Origin of the sequence: Mesorhizobium sp. B2-8-5 (genome assembly GCF_006440675.2) — a bacterium.
Lineage (GTDB): Bacteria > Pseudomonadota > Alphaproteobacteria > Rhizobiales > Rhizobiaceae > Mesorhizobium.
Map to the genome: position 1 here is coordinate 3,191,893 of NZ_CP083951.1, position 15,987 is coordinate 3,207,879.

At 64.1% G+C, this 15,987-nt stretch carries 15 protein-coding genes; 9 read left to right on the forward strand and 6 right to left on the reverse strand.

Annotated elements, in window-relative coordinates; translation table 11 throughout:
- Positions 1 to 23 precede the first annotated feature (23 nt).
- Entirely contained in the window at positions 24 to 614 is a 591-nt protein-coding gene (locus tag FJ430_RS15430) for a hypothetical protein (protein WP_140706463.1), read from the reverse strand.
- Positions 615 to 825: 211 nt separating this feature from the next.
- Between FJ430_RS15430 and FJ430_RS15435 the strand changes: the two genes are divergently transcribed.
- Positions 826 to 2,364, forward strand: coding sequence for a trimethylamine methyltransferase family protein (locus FJ430_RS15435; RefSeq protein ID WP_140706461.1), 1,539 nt, complete (start codon positions 826 to 828; stop codon positions 2,362 to 2,364).
- 65 nt (positions 2,365 to 2,429) lie between these two features.
- On the forward strand, positions 2,430 to 4,856 hold the full coding sequence (locus FJ430_RS15440) for a GcvT family protein (RefSeq protein WP_140706459.1): 2,427 nt from the start codon (positions 2,430 to 2,432) through the stop codon (positions 4,854 to 4,856).
- Between the two features lie 107 nt (positions 4,857 to 4,963).
- Here the strand turns inward: FJ430_RS15440 and FJ430_RS15445 are convergent, their stop codons facing one another.
- Complete coding sequence (locus FJ430_RS15445) at positions 4,964 to 5,353, reverse strand: DoxX family protein (protein WP_140706457.1); 390 nt, start codon at positions 5,351 to 5,353, stop codon at positions 4,964 to 4,966.
- 46 nt (positions 5,354 to 5,399) lie between these two features.
- Here FJ430_RS15445 and FJ430_RS15450 point away from each other — a divergent pair, with 46 nt between their 5' ends.
- Positions 5,400 to 6,038, forward strand: coding sequence for a hypothetical protein (locus FJ430_RS15450; protein ID WP_319023011.1), 639 nt, complete (start codon positions 5,400 to 5,402; stop codon positions 6,036 to 6,038).
- Positions 6,039 to 6,068: 30 nt separating this feature from the next.
- Here FJ430_RS15450 and FJ430_RS15455 read toward each other — a convergent pair whose 3' ends face one another.
- Positions 6,069 to 6,845 carry a VOC family protein gene (locus FJ430_RS15455; protein ID WP_140706455.1) on the reverse strand — a complete coding sequence of 259 codons (777 nt, stop codon included), beginning with the start codon at positions 6,843 to 6,845 and terminating at the stop codon, positions 6,069 to 6,071.
- A 267-nt stretch (positions 6,846 to 7,112) separates the two neighbouring features.
- Between FJ430_RS15455 and FJ430_RS15460 the strand changes: the two genes are divergently transcribed.
- From FJ430_RS15460 to FJ430_RS15480, 5 genes are all read left to right on the forward strand, one after another.
- On the forward strand, positions 7,113 to 7,847 hold the full coding sequence (locus FJ430_RS15460; RefSeq protein WP_140706453.1) for a gamma-glutamylcyclotransferase: 735 nt from the start codon (positions 7,113 to 7,115) through the stop codon (positions 7,845 to 7,847).
- 110 nt (positions 7,848 to 7,957) lie between these two features.
- Positions 7,958 to 9,322 (forward strand): NAD(P)-dependent oxidoreductase, encoded by a 1,365-nt coding sequence (locus tag FJ430_RS15465; protein WP_140706451.1) that lies wholly within the window; start codon positions 7,958 to 7,960, stop codon positions 9,320 to 9,322.
- A gap of 2 nt (positions 9,323 to 9,324) precedes the next feature.
- On the forward strand, positions 9,325 to 10,638 hold the full coding sequence (gene preA / locus FJ430_RS15470; RefSeq protein WP_140706449.1) for an NAD-dependent dihydropyrimidine dehydrogenase subunit PreA: 1,314 nt from the start codon (positions 9,325 to 9,327) through the stop codon (positions 10,636 to 10,638).
- A gap of 622 nt (positions 10,639 to 11,260) precedes the next feature.
- Entirely contained in the window at positions 11,261 to 11,779 is a 519-nt protein-coding gene (locus tag FJ430_RS15475) for an RrF2 family transcriptional regulator (RefSeq protein ID WP_140706447.1), read from the forward strand.
- Between the two features lie 29 nt (positions 11,780 to 11,808).
- Positions 11,809 to 12,267 (forward strand): carboxymuconolactone decarboxylase family protein, encoded by a 459-nt coding sequence (locus FJ430_RS15480; protein ID WP_140647608.1) that lies wholly within the window; start codon positions 11,809 to 11,811, stop codon positions 12,265 to 12,267.
- 255 nt (positions 12,268 to 12,522) lie between these two features.
- Here the strand turns inward: FJ430_RS15480 and FJ430_RS15485 are convergent, their stop codons facing one another.
- Positions 12,523 to 13,245 carry an SDR family oxidoreductase gene (locus tag FJ430_RS15485; protein WP_140706445.1) on the reverse strand — a complete coding sequence of 241 codons (723 nt, stop codon included), beginning with the start codon at positions 13,243 to 13,245 and terminating at the stop codon, positions 12,523 to 12,525.
- Complete coding sequence (locus FJ430_RS15490; protein WP_140706443.1) at positions 13,242 to 14,087, reverse strand: SDR family oxidoreductase; 846 nt, start codon at positions 14,085 to 14,087, stop codon at positions 13,242 to 13,244. The genes FJ430_RS15485 and FJ430_RS15490 overlap by 4 nt, the downstream gene beginning before the upstream one ends.
- A 103-nt stretch (positions 14,088 to 14,190) precedes the next feature.
- On the opposite strand from FJ430_RS15490, the gene FJ430_RS15495 reads away from it, so the two are divergent.
- Positions 14,191 to 15,063, forward strand: coding sequence for a helix-turn-helix transcriptional regulator (locus FJ430_RS15495; protein WP_140706441.1), 873 nt, complete (start codon positions 14,191 to 14,193; stop codon positions 15,061 to 15,063).
- Between the two features lie 254 nt (positions 15,064 to 15,317).
- Here FJ430_RS15495 and FJ430_RS15500 read toward each other — a convergent pair whose 3' ends face one another.
- The gene (locus FJ430_RS15500; RefSeq protein WP_140657531.1) at positions 15,318 to 15,947 is read right to left on the reverse strand and encodes a TetR family transcriptional regulator C-terminal domain-containing protein; all 630 of its coding nucleotides are present in this window, start codon (positions 15,945 to 15,947) and stop codon (positions 15,318 to 15,320) included.
- Positions 15,948 to 15,987: the final 40 nt, after the last annotated feature.

Below are 15,987 nucleotides of genomic sequence, written 5' to 3' on the forward strand. Positions count from 1 at the left end.
GCGCTTTAGGCCCAGACGAAGCCTTAATTGTCGCACTGCCGCATCTGCGCGGCGTAATCGCGGGCCATCTGGTCGGTGGCGCGCGCGTAGCCTTGAACGCCGGCGTCGCCGCGATTGCCGCGGCCATAGGCGGTCCAGCCGAGATAGTAGGCCAGATAGAGATTGTAGGTGTCGTTGCGGGCGACGCCGAAGGTGTCGGCGGTCTTGGAATGGTACCAGCCGACGAAGTCGATGGCGTCGGCAAAGCGCGTGCGGCGCGCCGCCCAGTTGCCGGTCTCGCTTTGATATTGCGACCAGGTGCCGTCGAGCGCCTGCGAATAGCCGGTGGCGCTCGAGACATGGGTCCACGGGATGAAGCCGAGCAGCTTGGTGCGCGGCGGGCGGGCGTTGCTCTTGAAGCCGGATTCCTTGCGCACCGTCGCCATCAGCACGGGGACAGGGATGCCGTATTTCTGCTCGGTCCGCTCGGCGGCGGACTGCCAGTTGTCGAACCAGCCGTCATTCTGGTCGAAGACGGCACAGACATTGTTGATGTGGCTGGGCGCTGTCGCGCAGGCCGAAAGCGCCAGCAGCACGGAGACAGCGACAATTTTACTAAAACTCGACCTACGCATTGGAAGACGAATAGGCCGAAATCATAAAAGGAGTCTTGCGCGGTTCCTTAACGCGGATGCGGAGGCACGAAAAAGCCGAGTGTCGATATTACGACCATCACCGTCGCTATTCTCTTCATTGGCTTTGAAAAATGCCGCCTTGGCTAAAATCACGCCGGCAAATGGCGAATTCCTGACAGCTCGCATGTGATGCCGGCGCTCTGATGCGCGCATGAGCGAACCAAGACGCAAGCGCGGCGCCGAGCGCACCAGCAACCGTGGCCCCGCGGCCATTCCACAACTGCCGCGGCGGCGGGTGGAGAATCCCTATCCGCCCATGGCGCTGCTGTCGGCCGACCAGATCGAGGCCATCCACCAGGCGTCGATGCATATACTGGAGAATTTCGGCATCGAGGTGATGAGCGCGCGGGCGCTGTCGCTGTTCGAGCGTGCCGGCGCCAAGGTCGATCACGGCTCGATGAATGTGCGCGTCGATCGCGGCATGGTCGAGGCGGCGCTGAAGTCGACGCGTCCGGCCTACACGCTGACGCCCCGAAACCCGGACCACGCCATCCATCTCGGCGGCAGCACGATCAACTTCACGCTGGTGGCGGGGCCGCCCAATGTGCATGACATGGAGCGCGGCCGCCGCGCCGGCAACCTTGCCGACTATTCGGACCTCGTGCGGCTGGCGCAGCATTTCAACTGCATCCACATGCTGGGCAATCAGGTCTGCGCGCCGATCGAGCTGCCGGCGAACACAAGGCATATGGACACCTATTTCGCCAACCTGACGCTGACCGACAAATCTTTCCACGTCTCGGCGATCGGCCAGGGCAGGGCGCTCGACGGCATCGAGATGATGGCGATCGCGCGCGGGCTGACACTTGACGAGATGCGCGACGATCCCGGCGTCAACACCATCATTTCGGTCAACTCGCCGCGCCGCTTCGACGAGATGATGGCGGAAGGGCTGATGACCATGGCCGAATACGGCCAGTCGGTGGCGGTGACGCCGTTCACGCTGATGGGCGCGATGAGCCCGGTGACGCTGGCCGGCGCGCTGGCGCAGCAGAATGCCGAAGCGCTGTTCGGCATCGTGCTCACGCAGCTGGTGCGGCCCGGCGCGCCGGTGATGTATGGCGCCTTCACCTCCAATGTCGACATGAAGTCTGGCGCGCCCGCCTTCGGCACGCCGGAAAACACCAAGGCCAATATCGCATCAGGGCAATTGGCGCGGCGCTATGGATTGCCCTATCGCACGACGCCGGGCTCGGCCTCGAACGCGGCGGACGCGCAGGGCGCTTATGAAACGCTGATGGCCTTGTGGGGCGCGGTGCTCGGCCACGGCAATCTCGTCTATCACGCCGCCGGTTGGCAGGAGGGCGGGCTGACGGCTTCGTTCGAGAAGCTCATCATCGATGTCGAGATGATGCAGCACATGATGGAGTTCCTGCGCCCGATCGTGGTCGACGAAGGCGAACTGGCCGTGGACGCGCTGGGCGCGGTGCCGACCGGCGGCCATTTCTTCGGCGAGCCGCACACGCTGGAGCGCTACGCCACCGCCTTCTACCAGCCGATGCTTTCCAACTGGCAGAATTACGAGGCCTGGCAGGAGGCTGGCGCGCTCGACACGACGGCGCGCGCGACGCGGCTGTGGAAGAAAGCGCTGGAGGACTATGTCCAGCCGGCCATGGACCCCGCCGTGCGCGAGGCGCTCGAAGCCTATATGGCGCGCCGCAAGGAAGCGATCGGGCAGGGCGAACCGTGATGGAACAGCTTCCCATCCTGATTCATTTCAATCTCTCAACTCACTGAACCAACGAGAAAAACCCCATGAAGTCGCATGCAAAGGTCGTGGTCATCGGCGGCGGTGTCGTCGGATGCTCGGTGCTATTCCATCTTGCCCGCCATGGCTGGACCGATGTCGTGCTTCTCGAGCGCGATGAGCTGACCTCGGGCTCGACCTGGCATGCGGCGGGCGGCATGCACACCATCAACGGCGACCCCAACGTCGCCAAGCTGCAGAAATACACGATCTCGCTCTACAAGGAGATCGAGGAGCTTTCGGGACAGGCGACGGGCGTGCACCTGACGGGCGGCGTGCTCCTGGCAGCGACCGAGGCGCGGCTCGACTGGTTGCGCGGCGTCGTCTCCAAAGGCCGCTATCTTGGCATCGACCTCGAGGTGATCTCGGCGAAGGAGGCGGCAGAATTGATGCCGCTCATCGATCCCAGCCAGTTCGTCGGCGCGGTGCGCAACAAGGAGGACGGTCATCTCGATCCGTCCGGCGTGACCCACGCCTATGCCAAGGCCGCGCGCAAACTGGGCGCCGAGGTCGAGCGCTTCACCAAGGTCGAGGACATCGTGCGCCGGCCCGACGGGTTGTGGCGCGTCATCACCAACAAGGGCGAGGTGGTGACCGAGCATGTCGTCAATGCCGGAGGGCTGTGGGCGCGCGAGGTCGGCCGCATGGTCGGGCTGGAACTGCCGGTTCTCGCCATGGAGCACATGTACCTGATCACCGAGGACATGCCGGAGGTCGCGGATTGGAACAAGAAGACCGGCACCGAGATCATCCATGCCGTCGACTTCGACGGCGAGCTGTATCTGCGCCAGGAGCGCGGCGGCATGCTGATGGGCACCTATGAGAAGGCCAACAAGGTGTGGTCGGAGTTCACCACGCCTTGGAATTTCGGCCATGAACTGCTGGAACCGGACATCGACCGCATCGCGCCGTCGCTGGAAGTCGGCTTTCGCCACTTCCCGGCCTTCCAGAAGACCGGGATCAAGCAGATCATCAACGGCCCATTCACCTTCGCGCCCGACGGCAATCCGCTGGTCGGCCCGGTGCGCGGCCTGCCGGGCTTCTGGGTCGCCTGCGGCGTCATGGCCGGCTTCAGCCAAGGCGGCGGCGTCGGTCTCGCGCTCTCCAACTGGATGATCGAGGGCGATCCCGGCGCCGACATCTGGGCGATGGATGTCGCCCGCTACGGCGACTGGGCGACGATGGCCTACACCAACGCCAAAGTGCGCGAGAATTACTCGCGCCGCTTCTCGATCCGTTTCCCCAATGAGGAATTGCCGGCCGGGCGTCAGCTCAAGACGACGCCGGTCTACGACCTGCTGTCGGCCAAGGGCGCGCAATGGGGCGTTTCTTTCGGGCTTGAGGTGCCGCTGTGGTATGCGCCCGCGGGCGTCAAGGATGAGTTCTCATGGCGGCGCTCCAACGATTTCGCCCATATCGCCAATGAAGTGGCGGCGGTGCGCGGCAGCGTCGGCCTGTCGGAGATCTCGAACTTCGCCAAATACAAGGTGACGGGCGAGGGCGCCTCAGCCTGGCTCGACCGTGTGCTTGCCTGCAAATTGCCGAAGCCCGGCCGCATGACGCTGGCGCCGATGCTGAAGCAAGACGGCAAGCTGATCGGCGACTTCACGCTCGCCAACGTTGGCGACGGCGAATGGTTCATCGCCGGCTCCGGCGTCGCCGAGCAATACCACATGCGCTGGTTCGAGGCGCATCTGCCCAAGGACGGCTCGGTACACATCGAGGCGCTGGGGCAGAAACTCACCGGCCTCGCCATCGCCGGACCGAAAGCGCGGGAGGTGCTGGCGAAAGCCAGCCGCGCCGACGTCTCCAATGCCGCATTCCCGTTCATGGCGGTGGCGCTGATGGATATCGGCATGGCGCCGTGCCTGGTCGGGCGCGTCAGCTATACCGGCGATCTCGGCTACGAGATCTGGGTGGCGCCCGAATATCAGCGCGCCGCCTTCCAGGCGCTGCTGGCGGCGGGCGAGGAATTTTCGATCGGCCTGTTCGGCTCGAGGGCGCTCAATGCGCTGAGGCTGGAGAAGAACTACGGCTCATGGGCGCGCGAGTACCGGCCGATCTACGGGCCGCTCGAGGCCGGGCTCGACCGTTTCGTCGCCTATGGCAAGGATGCCGATTTCATCGGCAAGGCAGCGGCGCTCGCCGAGCGCAAAGGGGGCGGCAAGCTTCGGCTGCGCAGCTTCATTGTCGACGCCACCGATGCCGACGTCATCGGCGACGAGGCGATCTGGCATGACGGTGTTGTGCTCGGCTGGGTCACGTCCGGCGGCTATGCGCATAATTCGGGGAAGTCGGTCGCCTTGGGCTATGTGCCCAAGGAGATCGCCGACAGACCGGACGGGTTCGAGATCGAGATCCTCGGCAAGCGTCATGCGGCGCGCATCCAGGCGGCGGCGCTGTTCGACGCCAATTTCGAACGGATGCGCGCCTGAAGCGCTACGGCTTCGCCGATGCGCTTCAGGCGCTTGGCTTTGTGCATGCCGTCATCCCAAAACGGCTGAGCACTTTTGGGCGACATGCACTGGCGGTTCATGCTTTGTCAGCCGCGACGGTTGTCCAGCGCGAAGGCGCCTGGGCCGGCGAATATAAGATAGAGGAAGATGAAGCAGAAGGAGATCGCCAAGTCGCCGCCGTTGTTTACGGGGAAGAAGTCGCGCGGGAAGTGCGCCATGAAATAGGCGATGGCCATTTCGCCAGCCAGGAGGAAGGCGACCGGGCGGGTGAAGAGCCCGAGCGCCAGCAGGATGCCGCCGGCGAATTCGAGAATGCCGGCCGCCGTCGTCAGCCCGGTGAGGGCGTGCGGCTGAGCGCTGACCGGGAAGTTGAACAGCTTCTGCGAGCCATGTTCGATGAACTGCAACGCGGTCATGATGCGCAGCACGCCCAGCGCCTGCGGCCGGTACTGGGCAAGGCTTTCAAAAAGCTTCATCTAAAACTCCATTTTACCCCGCCCGGCCATAAATTATCGCCGGGCAATGGACCACTCACTTCCCACGGCCCACCATCAACAATCGGTGAGTGAAAATGGTTTCACCTCCCAACAAATGTTCTCGCAATGGTTGCATATTTATCCCTATGGTTGTATTGATATGCCGAGACATCAAACCATACGGGTCCGCTTTGCCATGAAAAAAATCCTCATCAGCCTATTTGCAATCCTTGCAGGCACCAGCTTCGCTGCGGCCGCTGACGGGGGCTGCGATGCCTTCAAATGGCCGGTTGCGCGCGAGCAGGCCCTGTTCCCGGCGGCGCCGGCCGCCCAGTCCGGCACCTCCCTGACAGTCGGGCAAGCGGTGGATTTCTCGCTCGAGGCCGTCGACACGGTCAGCTTTGAAGTGCCGCCGGAACGCGCACCGGCAGCCGGCACGTTCGGCGCGACGGCCAGCGTGGCCGTGCCGCCTGATGGCGAGTTGCAGCTCAGCCTGTCCGACGAGGCCTGGATCGATGTCGTGCAGGACGGCAAGACCGTAAAATCGGCGGCTTTCAGCGGCGTCAAGACCTGCCCGGGCATCCGCAAGAGCGTGCGCTTCAAGCTCGCCGGCGGCGCGGCGATCATCCAGATCAGCGGCGCAAAAAAGGCCGATCTGAAGGTGGCTGTGCTGACGCCGGAGTGATCCGGCATCAGCCCATCCAAGCAAGCGATGCTACCGCGTCGACGCCAGCAGCGCGAAATGCGCGCCTTGCGGGTCCTGGCACTGGATGATCCACTGGCCGCTCGGCACCTCCATCGGTCCCATGATGACCTTGCCGCCGTTGTCGGTGACGCGCTTGGCGGCGGCGTCGATGGCGTCGACGTTGAAATAGAACTGCCAGACGGGAACCGGGATCTGCGGCGGCTTGTTCATGATGCCGCCGCCGGATTCGGGGCCGGCGCCAAAAGTCTGGTAGATGCCCATCTCACCCATGTCGAACTGGCCGGCGCTCTCCCAGCCGAACTGGCTGGAATAGAAGTCGAAGGCGGCTTTCCAATCCGAGGTGTAGAGCTCGTGCCAGCCAATATGGCCGGGTGTGGTCGCCGGCACCGGCGGCTGTTCAGGCTGATTAGGCTGCAGGAACATGAAGGCCGCGCCTTGCGGGTCGGCGACGGCGGCGAAGCGGCCGACGCCCGGAATGTCGTCCGGCGCGCGGTGCACCGCACCGCCGGCATCCTTGAGCGCCTTCGTCGAGGCGTCGACGTCCTTGGTGTAGATATAGCCCACCCAGGCCGGCGGCATACCCATCTTGGCGGGTTCTTCCGGCATCGTCATCAGCCCGCCGACGCCGCGCACGCTGGAATTCATCACGATGTAGCGCGGCATGCCAGGCGCCTTGTCGAAGGGCTCGGCCCGCCAGCCGACAACGGCGGTATAAAAAGCCTCGGCGGCGTCGAGGTCGGTGGTCATCAGTTCGTACCAGAAGAAAGGTTGCGGGGATTTCGGCATGGTCGGTCTCCTCACCGGTTCAGGCAGCGATCGCGGTTCGATCCATCCTAGGACGATCCTGGCGACAGAAATCCGACATCTGGGCCGGAATTCGAGGATGGCAAGGCACCAGCGCATATCGCCTAGGGCGCGCAGCGGTTTTGCGACGACGACATGCATCAAAGCGCGCCTCGCTCCGATCCGTTCCTGCGTGATGCTTTAGGATTCGCAATCTTGCGCGCCATGGGGTTTTCGACTTTGCTCGTTGCCGATGAGGGGTTTCGATCCATGCGCCACATGTCACTGACGCCGGAGCTTGTCGCTCTGTGCCATCGGGAGGAGGTCGACCCTGGCCCCAGCGGGGGTTGGACACAGCTAAGCGACGATGATTTCCGGACGCTCGCCACGCGTCTTGCCGGCGAGGCCGATGAAGGTCCGCTTTGGGTGTTCGCCTATGGCTCGCTGATCTGGAAGCCGGCCTTCGAGTCCGTCGAGCAGTTGCGCGCCTCGGCCCATGGCTGGCATCGCTCCTTCTGCCTGGATCTCGTGCGCTGGAGAGGCAGCGCCGAGCAGCCCGGACTGATGATGGCGCTCGAACGCGGCGGGCGCTGCGATGGCGTGATCTACCGCCTGCCGGACGGTGACAAGGCAGCCCAGATCGAAAGGCTGTTGCGACGCGAGATCGACGATCACGAAGCCGTCAGTTCGGTGCGATGGGTCCCAGTGCGCACCGCGCAAGGATCGCTCAGGGCGCTCGGTTTCTGGGTCGGCGTCACCGGCAAGGGGACGTCTCTCGGGCATCCGCTGGAGAGCGTAGCAAAGATATTGGCTTGCGCATGCGGCCATGTCGGTTCCGGCGCCGAATATCTCTACAACACCGTCAGCCACCTCGAGACCTTCGGCATCCATGACCGCAATCTGTGGCGGCTGCAGGAACTGGTGGCGGACGAGATCCGGTCGATCCATGGCCACAAGGTCACAAGCCATGCCATAGCAGAGGTTACTGAGGTGGCTATAACATGATTTCATTTGTCATGTTTTACTCAGCCATTACTGGCTTGGCCGAAAATTGACCAATTGATAAAAAAATAAAACGTGCTAGCCTTCCCAAAACGACAACAAGGGGAGCTGGAATGGCGACTGGTCATTTCATCGAAGGCATTGCCGGCGGCCGGCTGTCTTCCGAGCAATATGCCGACAATTTTTCCGACCTGCATCCGCCGCTCGATCATCATGAGGCGCTGGTCGAATCCGATCGCTGCTATTTCTGCTACGACGCGCCGTGCATGAACGCGTGTCCGACTTCGATCGACATCCCGCTGTTCATCCGCCAGATCGCGACCGGCAATCCGCTGGGCTCGGCCAAGACAATCTTCGACCAGAACATCCTTGGCGGCATGTGCGCCCGCGTCTGCCCGACCGAGACGCTGTGCGAAGAGGTCTGCGTGCGCGAGGTGGCAGAGGGCAAGCCTGTGCAGATCGGCCGGCTGCAGCGCTACGCCACCGACGTCGCCATGAGCGAGGACAAGCAGTTCTACAAGCGCGCCGAGCCGACCGGGAAGAGCATCGCCGTGGTCGGTGCCGGGCCGGCCGGGCTGGCGGCAGCGCATCGCCTCGCCCGTCATGGCCATGAGGTGACGATCCTGGAGGCGCGGCCGAAGGCCGGCGGCCTCAACGAATATGGCATCGCCGCCTATAAGAGCGTCGACGATTTCGCCCAGGCCGAGGTCGACTATGTCACGGCGATCGGCGGCATCGATATCCAGAACGGCAAGGCGCTCGGCCGCGACTTCCAGCTTGCCGACCTGATGCGTAACTACGACGCGGTGTTCCTTGGGCTCGGGCTCGGCGGGGTCAATGCGCTGCGCGCCGATGGCGAGGACGCCGATGGCGTCACCAATGCGGTGGAATTCATCTCGGAACTGCGCCAGGCGAGCGACCTTTCCAGCCTGCCGGTCGGCCGACGCGTCGTCGTCATCGGCGGCGGCATGACAGCGATCGATGCCGCGGTGCAGTCGAAGCTGCTCGGCGCGGAAGAGGTGACGGTCTGCTACCGGCGCGGCCAGGAGCACATGAACGCCTCCGGCTTCGAACAGGACCTGGCCGCCGCCAACGGCGTCACCATCCGCCACTGGCTGCAGCCTAAGCGCGTCCTTGCCGAGAACGGCAGGGTCTCGGCAATCGAGCTCGAATACACGGCGATGAATGGCGACAAGCTCACAGGCACCGGCGAACGGCTCACGCTTGTCGCCGACCAGGTGTTCAAGGCGATCGGCCAGAGCTTCGTGCCGGCGCATCTCAACGGCAGCGGCGAGCAGATCGACCTCGAAGGCGGACGCATCAGGGTCGATGCGGAAGGCCGCACTTCGCTCGCAAAAGTCTGGGCCGGCGGCGACTGTATCTTCGGCGGCGACGACCTGACGGTCTCGGCGGTGGCTCAAGGGCGCGACGCCGCCGAGAGCATCCACCGGGCACTGACCTCTAACGGGAGGGCATGAGCATGGCAGACATCCGCAACAATTTCGTCGGCATCAAGTCGCCCAATCCGTTCTGGCTGGCCTCGGCGCCGCCGACGGACAAGGCCTACAATGTCATCCGCGCCTTCAAGGCCGGCTGGGGCGGCGTGGTGTGGAAGACGCTGGGCGAGGAGGGCCCGCCGGTCGTCAACGTCAACGGCCCGCGCTACGGCGCGATCTGGGGCGCCGACCGCCGCCTGCTCGGCCTGAACAATATCGAGCTGATCACCGACCGCGACCTGCAGGTCAATTTGCGCGAGATCAAGCAGGTCAAGAAGGACTGGCCCGACCGCGCCATCGTCGTCTCGCTGATGGTTCCCTGCGTCGAGGATGCCTGGAAGGCAATCCTGCCGGTGGTCGAGGACACGGAAGCCGACGGCATCGAGCTCAATTTCGGCTGCCCGCATGGCATGTCGGAACGCGGCATGGGCGCGGCTGTCGGCCAGGTGCCCGAATACATCGAGATGGTGGTGCGCTGGTGCAAGCAGAATACCCGTATGCCGGTCATCACCAAGCTGACGCCCAATATCACCGATGTGCGCAAGCCCGCGCGAGCGGCACTTGCCGGCGGCACGGACGCGGTGTCGCTGATCAACACCATCAACTCGATCACCGGCGTCGATCTCGACAGTTTCGCCCCGCAGCCGACCATCGATGGCAAGGGCTCGCATGGCGGCTATTGCGGTCCGGCGGTGAAGCCGATCGCCATGAACATGGTGGCCGAGATCGCTCGCGATCCCGAAACGCATGGCCTGCCGATCTCGGGCATCGGCGGCATCACCACTTGGCGTGATGCCGCTGAATTCATGGCGCTCGGCGCCGGCAATGTGCAGGTCTGCACCGCGGCCATGACCTACGGCTTCAAGATCGTGCAGGAGATGATCGCCGGGCTGGAGAACTGGATGGACGAGAAGGGCCATGCCTCGCTCTCCGACATCATCGGCCGCGCAACGCCCAACGTCACCGACTGGCAGTATCTCAACCTCAACTATGTCGCCAAGGCGCATATCGACCAGGACGCCTGCATCAAATGCGGCCGCTGCCATATCGCCTGCGAGGACACCTCGCACCAGGCGATCACCAGCATGGTCGACGGCGTCAGGCATTTCGAAGTGATCGAGGCCGAATGCGTCGGCTGCAACCTCTGCGTCAATGTCTGCCCGGTCGAGGGCTGCATCACCATGGAGCCGTTGGCGGCCGGCGCGATGGACCAGCGCACCGGCAAGCCGGTGTCGCCGATCTACGCCAACTGGACGACGCACCCCAACAATCCGATGGCCAAGGTGGCGGCGGAATAAGCTTGGGTTCCTCGCCCCACGCAGTGGGGAGAGGTGGCCCGGCGAAGCCGGGACGGAGAGGGGTCTTCGGGACGACTGGACACCGCCGAGGCCCCAAATTGCCTGTTGCCTTTCCTTGCGCCTCGTTTGCGGCTACGGCGTGCCACATTTCCAAGCGGCTGGCCTTTGGCGATAGCGTGCATGGCAGCTTGGCGCATGCATTGTCTTATGTAGCGCTGGTCGACCCCCACTCCGTCTCGGCTTCGCCGAGCCACCTCTCCCCCGATCGACGGGGTAGAGGAAGGCGCCAAGCTTTTTGCCGTTAACGCTCGTCCAGCAAAGCTCCCTTCCTTTCCCTCCGGAGGGGGGAAAGGTGGCGCTGCGAAGCAGCGACGGATTGGGGGAACCACGTGGCAATCAAGCCTCGGCCCGATCAGTCGCGCCAGTCACAGAAGATGTGTGCATAGCGTAGCGCTTTGCGGGTGCGAGAAACCCTAGTTCGTCGGAGCGGCGTGTGTCGGAAATCACCAGACGTTGTCGCTCACATTGCCGTTGTTGTTAATTGGCGAGCAATTCTCGTTTTACATATTGCGGATAAAAATTATCCACGATATTCTCTATCCATGAACTGGAGATCGGCACGATGAAGCTGGGCGAGGGCGTTGAGGCGGCCATCCATTGCGCGGCGACGCTGGCCAGCGTCGATGGCAACAGCACCATGCCTGGCGCCGCGCTCGCCGAGTGCTTCGGGCTGTCGCCGAGCTATCTCCTGAAACATCTCAACCAGCTCACGGCGGCGCGCATACTGGAATCGGTGCCAGGGCCGGCGGGCGGCTATCGGCTGGCGCGAGCGGCCGAGCGCATCACGCTGCTCGATGTCGTGCTGGCCGTCGAGGGACGGGAGCCGGCGTTCCGCTGCGGCGAGATCCGACAGCGTGGCCCGGTCAAGATCGATGCCTCGGCCTATGTCAAACCCTGCGGCATCAATGCCGCGATGCTCAAGGCCGAGCGCGCCTATCGGGCAGCGCTCGCCGAAGTGAAGATTTCCGACATCGTGGCGGAGTATGCGGCCGAAGGCGATCCGCGATCCTATGCCGCGAGTTGCGCCTTCGTCGAGCGGCACCAGCGGCCGCAGAAATCCGCTTCATCCAAGCAGATATAGACCCACCCAAAAACCTGGAAGGAAAGACGATGAAACAGAGATTGCAATTCTACGCCAAGGCTCCGGAGCTTCTGAAGGCGGTCACGGCGCTCAACAAGGCGGTCGACGAGTGCGGGCTGGAAGAAAGCCTGATGCATCTGGTCAAGCTCAGGGCCTCGCAGATCAATGGCTGTTCCTACTGCGTCGACATGCACAGCCGCGAGGCGAGGCGCGACGGCGAGACCGAGCAGCGGCTCTATCTGGTCGCCGCCTGGAAGGAATCGCCGCTGTTTTCAGAGCGCGAGCGCGCCGCCCTTGCCTGGACCGAGAAGGTAACGAAGATTTCGGAGAACGGCGTTCCGGACGACCTCTATGCCAGCACGCTCGAACATTTCTCCGAGGAGGAACTGGTCAAGCTGACGGTGGCTGTCGGCATGATCAACACCTGGAACCGGCTCAGCATCTCCTTCCACGCCATCCACCCGGTCGAGAGGGCCAAGGCCGCCTGAGCGAACGGGGCGGCGCGCGGGGCGGTTCAGTTGTCGGCGAGCTATTTGCTGATGTCGGCGCTGCCCTCATTGCCCTGCCGTCTACGGGGAGAAATGCCCGGCAGGGCAATGAGGGGCAGCGCTGACGCCGGATTTTCGCCTTAAGCGCGTCGCGCTGGAACGGATTCAGGCGACGCGCTTTTAGGTCTTTGTTTTGATGCATGTCGTTGTCCCAGAACCGCTGCACACTTCTGAGCGACATGCATTGGTCACCACTCACGCCGCAAAGCGCAAACCACCGTCGCAAGTCAGCACCTGCCCGGTCATGAAGCCGTTGGAGACCAGGAAGGCGATCGCCTCGGCGACGTCCTCGGCGCGGCCGATGCGGCCGACCGGTGTCTTGCCGGCATATTCGGCAAACACCGCCTGCCGCTGATCGTCCGGCAAAAAGTCCCACCAGGGCGTGTCGATGACGCCGGGCGCCACGACGTTGACGCGCAGCGGCTTCAGCTCGACAGCCAGGATCGGCGCGACGGTGAGCAGCATGCCGTTGATGGCGCCGATGCCGGCGACGCCGGGCACTGCAATCTGCGCCGAGACGGCCGAGATGAAGGTGACCGATCCGGCCTTGTTCATGGTCGGCAGGGCCGCCTGCAGACAGGACAATTGCGGCCGGATCTTTTCCTCGACGCCGCTGCCGATATCGGCGAGGTCGAGCGTCGCGAACGGCCCCAATCCCTTGCCGCCGCTCGCGGCGAGGACCAGGTGATCGAACGGCCCGAGACCATCGAAGAAATGCCGGACCTCGTCCGGCTTCGTCGCGTCAAAGGCGGCCTTGCCGACGGTGCCATCAAGGGTCTTCCACGCGCTCTTCAGCTTCTCCTCGTTGCGGCCGGTGATGGTCACTTTCATGGTGGGGCCGACCAGCCGTTTGGCCGTGGCAAGGCCGATGCCGGATGAGCCGCCGATGATGACGCAATGTTCGATGGTCTCGCTCATGAATGTTGTTCCTTGGATTTGGAGGATGGACGCTCGATCAGTTCGAGGCTCAAGGTCCGCAACCGGCGGCGGGCTTTTTCGTCATAGGCCTGGGCCTCGGCGCGCGATTCCCGCTGGCCGTCGAAGTAGCGGCCGCTGCGTCCTTCGAGCGCCGGCGACGCGGCGAGGTTGAGAATGGCGTCGGCGCCGGTCTCGACCGAGCTCCACGGCGTGACGCCGGCCTGCCGGACCATGGTGGTGTCCATGTAGCTTGCCGGGTGCAAGGCGTTGACGCTGACGCCCGTGCCATCGAGCTGCTGAGCCAGGTCGACGGTGAACAGGATCTGCGCCAGCTTGCTCTGGCAGTAGGCGCGCACGCCGCTGTAGCCATGCGTCAGCATCACGTCGTCGAAGTCGATCGCCTGCTGGCCGGCCGAGGCGACATTGACGATGCGCGCCGGCGCGCTTGCCTTGATGAGCGGCAAGAGTTCCGAGGTCAGCAGGAAACCGGCGAGATAGTTGACGGCGAAGCGCAGTTCATAGCCATCAATGCTGACCTGCCGCTTCGCGCCCTGGCCGCCGGTGCCGACGCCGGCATTGTTGATCAGGATGTCGAGCCGGTCGGTCCTTGCGCGCACGGCTTCGGCGAGGCGGCGTACTTCGACAAGCGAAGCGAGGTCGGCTGCGAGAAATTCGGCTTTGCCGCCTTTTGCTTCTATGGCGGCCGCGGTCGCCTTGCCGCGTCCTTCGTCGCGGCCGTGCACCAGCACGCGCGCGCCGGCGGCGCCGAGCCTTTCGGCGACCACGCGGCCGACGCCGTCGGTCGAGCCGGTGACGAGAATGGTTTTGTCCTTGAGTTCCATGTTCAGAGCCTCCTTGCGCTGCTCTGAACGCAAAGATGGGACACGGCGCGAGGCTTAAACAGTTCAAACTTTATCCTGGTATCGGTACTGCTATAATAGATGCATGGATGCCATCGCCCATTCCCCCGAAGATCACCGCCGGCGCGAGCTCGGCGCCTTCCTGCGTTCCCGCCGCGAGCGGCTTTCGCCCTCGGAGACCGGCATCGCCGCCGGTCAGCGACGGCGCACGCCCGGGCTGAGGCGCGAGGAGGTGGCGATGATCGCCGGCGTCGGCACGACCTGGTACACGTGGCTGGAACAGGGCAGGGACGTGCGTCCTTCGGTCGAGGTGCTGACAGCGCTCTGCCAGGCATTGCGGCTTGACGGCGCCGAGCAGCGGCATTTGTTCACGCTCGCCGGCCGCCAGCAACCGGAGCGGCGGCGCATCGTACAGGTAAAGGTCGAGGGACCGTTGCTGCACATGCTGCAGAGCCTTGTGCTGCAGCCCGCCTATGTCGTCGGCCCGCGCTGGGACGTGCTGGCCTGGAACGACGCGGCCGTCGCCATCTTCGGCGACTACGGCCTGCTGGAGGGCGATGCCCGCAACATCCTCCACGGCGTGTTCACCGATCCGCACCGGCGGCATCTGCTGGTGGACTGGGAACAGCTGGCGCGCGCAACCCTTGCCGCGTTCCGCGCCGAGAGCGCGAAATACACCGGCGATCCGGACTTCGAGCGGCTGATCGCGCTGATGATGCGCTCAAGTCCCGAATTCCGCGAGTGGTGGCCGCAGCGCGATGTCGTGCATCGGCTCTCCGGCCTGAAGCATCTGCGCCATCCGATCGCCGGCGCCATGACGTTCGAACATATGAGCCTGTCGATCGACGACGGCTCGGACATGCGATTGATCGTCTACACGCCGCTTGCCGAGCAGAACTCGGTTGTGAAGCTCAAGAAGCTGCTCGACGACCTTCCGACCGAGCGGCGCAGCGCCTGAGGTTGGCTGACGGCACGCCTCGGCTTCGTCATCCACGGGCGCAGCGGGAGCGAAGCGGACGCGGAGACCCGAGGATCCATTCCGTTACTTTTGCGATGGAGTGCAGCGGTGCAGAATTCTGCACCGTAGCGGCGCTCCGAGATCACGGAATGGATCCTCGGGTCTGCGCCGCGTCGCTTCGCTCCTTGCTTCGCCCGTGGATGACGAAGCTGAGGGGCGCCTCGGCTAATCTCCACGGGTCGGCAGGTCGTTCGCTAGCCCTTCGGCTTCAGCCCATCCAGGAACAGCTGCTCCAGGAAGCGCGCGGCGTCCTCGAAGCGCCCGTCGCCGCCGCGATCGGCGCCGAGCACGGCGCGGACCTGGACGTCGAAATCGGCATAGTGCTGCGTCGTCGCCCAGATCGAGAAGATCAGGTGCCAGGGATCGGTGCGGGCGATCTTGCCGGCGCGCATCCAACCCTTGATGACGGTGGCCTTCTCGTCGACCAGGGTCTTCAGTTCACCCTCCAGCATCGGCTTGATGCGCGGCGCACCCTGCAGGATCTCGTTGGCGAACAGCCGGCTTTCGCGCGGGAAGTCGCGCGCCATTTCGAGCTTTCTGCGGATGTAGCTTCTGAGCTCCGTCAGCGGATCGCCGATGTCGTCGAGCTCGCGCAGCGGCGCCAGCCAGGTGTCGAGCAGGCGCTGCATCAACGTCTCGTGAATGTCTTCCTTGCGGCGGAAGTAATAGAGAAGGTTCGGCTTCGACATGCCGGCGGCTTCGGCGATCTGGTCGATGGTCGAGCCGCGAAAACCGTTGGCGGAGAAGACTTCGAGCGCGGCTTCCAGGATGAGCTCGCGCTTTTCCTGCTGGATGCGGGTGCGGCGGGGAGCGGAGCTTTCCATCGTGTCCGTCATCCTTGCAGGCCGTCTTCGCGTGGGCTCT